The 560-nt window shown below is 42.0% G+C and carries 1 protein-coding gene; it reads right to left on the bottom strand.

The features are described from left to right. Nucleotides 1-455 (bottom strand): hypothetical protein (locus tag F0U44_RS23985; RefSeq protein WP_149730587.1); only part of this gene is annotated, 455 nt, incomplete at its 3' end. Nucleotides 456-560 lie beyond the last annotated feature (105 nt).

The following is a 560-nucleotide window of genomic DNA, read 5'->3' as shown; positions in this document are numbered from 1 at the left end:
GGTCCAAAACATGAAATTAGGCGGACACCAAACGTGTCTTTCAATAAATCGATTGTGGCACGATCTGTGTGACCTGTTGCACCGTCTTGATGAAACCACATCTCCTGGACATCATGGTTATTCAATTCAGGAATGAAAAAGTTAGTAATCATGGCTCTATACCGATCACCATTGACTGTAACGTTCTGGCCATCATCGTTTTTGAAGAAGTACGGACCAATGATTCCACCAGCCCATAAAGCGCACCAAACAGTCAGTTTTTCTGGATGTAACGGTGTTTCGACATACACTTGAGGATTAGCTTCACTCCAAATGCGGCAGTTTTGTTTGTTGACGTAGCCATTCAACCAGAAGTGCGCTTCATCGCTAAACAAAATTCGCTTATGAAAATCGGGAACAACGGCAATCTCGTTTTGGGCCCATTCGACGAATCTAGTAGGCGTGAGTCTATTCATGATAAATTGCCAAACCAAACTGAGAATAAATCACTTGACAGCTGTTAAATCGGTCGCCATCTTGAACAGTAATGCCAGCTTATAGTTCTATACATCGAAAAAAAA

The sequence above is a fragment of the Nocardioides humilatus genome, assembly GCF_008373755.1.
Classification (GTDB): domain Bacteria; phylum Actinomycetota; class Actinomycetes; order Propionibacteriales; family Nocardioidaceae; genus Nocardioides; species Nocardioides humilatus.
The sequence above is the reverse complement of the archived record's forward strand: the minus strand, read 5'-3'. Positions and strand labels throughout refer to the sequence as shown.